1 protein-coding gene is annotated in these 1,466 nt (G+C 36.5%); it reads left to right on the forward strand.

Annotated features, from left to right (window positions below; translation table 11 throughout):
- Positions 1-294 (forward strand): flagellar protein FlgN (locus ACFIKE_RS10515; protein ID WP_375649835.1); only part of this gene is annotated, 294 nt, incomplete at its 5' end.
- Positions 295-1,466: the final 1,172 nt, after the last annotated feature.

A 1,466-nucleotide genomic window follows, 5' to 3' on the forward strand; every position in this document is an offset into this window, starting at 1 on the left:
GGATTAGCTCAAGTTGTTGATTATGAAAGCAATATGCTAGAGAGCAGTGGTGTTCCAGATTACGAAGAAATAAATTTGCGTAAAATACGTGGTTTGCGTGATCTTAATAAATCCATAAGTGATGTGAAGCGCTACATGAATCAAGATATTGAACATGAGGTTGAAAGTTTGCTATCTGATTTACAAGAAAAACTACAACGTAATAGTGAATTACTTCAAACGCATTTAAATGCAGTTAATGATCTTTCTAGAGCTATGCAATTATCTGGACGCGCAAAAGAAATAGAGGAATGATTTAAATCTGATTAATATTGGCTGTTCTAAGTGATTACAATGATTAGGTAGAGCAGTTGATTTGGGTAAATAGTGCGTTTAGTGAGTAGACATGTTTTAAGCGCATTTGGGTATTTAAATTATTATCCTTTTGTACTGTAAAACGCTGTTCTTAAAACAATGTCGTTTAGGTGTAGTGATGTGAACCACATGCTGTAGGGGAAACTATCTGGAAGAGGACTAAGAGAAGGCGGGCTATTTACAGAGCATTGTTTGCAGACTGAGTTAATAGGGCGCTTCATTTTTTAGTCTAGGGAGGCCGGGGATCAAGAGAATATTTAAACTAGCCCGTGATGCCTTAAAAACAGCTTCCTTGGGGCTGTGGTAATATAAGGTTTTATATATTGAGTCTTTTGAGGGTTGAATATTGCCTATAAGCCTCATGGAGTACTGTCCTTTGAAGTGTGGTGATATGAAGCGGTTAGTTGTTTAAATCTATATGTTTGAGACAACAATTAAAGCGGTTTAATATTGTTTTCTGCTGTTTTTAGTTTTTGTATGCCAGATTGGAGAGAGCATCCAGATTGGAGTGAATATATTGCGTATACCTTTGTTGGCGTAATATTTGAAATGGGGAGGAGATCTCATTGGAAAAGAATAAAGGGGGTAGAAATCAGCTTCCATCTGTACCACAATCCTTTAATTTAGCTTTATATATTTCAAAAGCATCTAAAGCACTATCATGTTAAATAATGAAAGATTAGGCCTTTCTTCACGCTTTTTATTGTGTTTTTTACTGGGGGCACGCCCTTCATGCACGACAAAACACTCAAAATAGAATGGATTTGTTATTCCTAATTCACGCCCTTGTTTTTAATAAATATCTAGGTTCTCAAGCCTATTTCGTGATGGTGTTTATGGGGCGCAACGACATCTCTGATGCAACGGCGCTTGTGAATGGTATAATAATAAAGTCCCCATGGAAATAATATAAAATCTATGGGGTGCGACCATCTTTATGCTTAATAAAAGAGTCAGTTGATATTGTTATATTTTTCAACACTGTCATATTCTTTGTTTGCTCCCAATGTTGCTACAGCCCTTGGCACTTGAGACGGTTCATTAGAGGCATTTTTAATCCTTTCTTAATAGTTTTTTATCCACAAGGGCTCTTCCCGCTTGTAACTTGCAAG

Source organism: Bartonella sp. MU70NMGDW (assembly GCF_042194085.1).
Lineage (GTDB): Bacteria > Pseudomonadota > Alphaproteobacteria > Rhizobiales > Rhizobiaceae > Bartonella > Bartonella grahamii.